Source organism: Bacteroidales bacterium (assembly GCA_035353855.1).
In the GTDB taxonomy this organism is placed as follows: domain Bacteria; phylum Bacteroidota; class Bacteroidia; order Bacteroidales; family CG2-30-32-10; genus DAOQAK01.
The window spans coordinates 32608-33125 of record DAOQAK010000047.1 but is presented as its reverse complement, the minus strand read 5'-3'; the positions used below and the strand labels follow the sequence as shown (position 1 = coordinate 33125).

At 42.7% G+C, this 518-nt stretch carries 1 protein-coding gene and 1 tRNA gene; one reads left to right on the top strand and one right to left on the bottom strand.

The window, feature by feature from the left end; all coding sequences use genetic code 11:
- Positions 1 to 89: 89 nt before the first annotated feature.
- Positions 90 to 162: transfer RNA gene (locus tag PKK00_11865), tRNA-Thr, on the top strand.
- Between the two features lie 118 nt (positions 163 to 280).
- Here PKK00_11865 and PKK00_11860 read toward each other — a convergent pair.
- A partial coding sequence (locus tag PKK00_11860) for a hypothetical protein (protein HNW99096.1) occupies positions 281 to 518 on the bottom strand: 238 nt, incomplete at its 5' end.

The window sequence follows — 518 nt, the reverse complement described above, 5'->3', positions numbered from 1 at the left end:
TAGCGTACCACGTTCGGGACGTGGGGGTCGGAGGTTCGAGTCCTCTCACCCCGACAAAAAAGTCGGTATAATTTCCGACTTTTTTATTTGCCTCTTTAGCTCAGTTGGTAGAGCAGCTCACTCGTAATGAGCAGGTCGCCGGTTCAAGTCCGGTGAGAGGCTCAAATGAAAGGATTCCTTTACATATTATTAAGCGAAAAGCTTAGCAAGTATTACATAGGCTCAACTAATGATTTGGAACGAAGACTTCATGAACATAATTTAGGTCACACCGCTTTTACTAAATTAGGAATTCCATGGAGCTTGATATTTTCAAAGGAGTTTGATACCATTCATGAAGCTCGTTCAGAAGAGCGTAGATTGAAAAAATGCAAAAGCAGAAAATATTTGGAACAATACATGAAAGCTCATCCGCCATTGGCGAGATAAAGTTGGTAGAGCATCCCGACATGTAATGTCGGGAAGGTCGCCGGTTCAAGTCCGGTGAGAGGCTCAAATGAAAGGATTCCTTTACATAT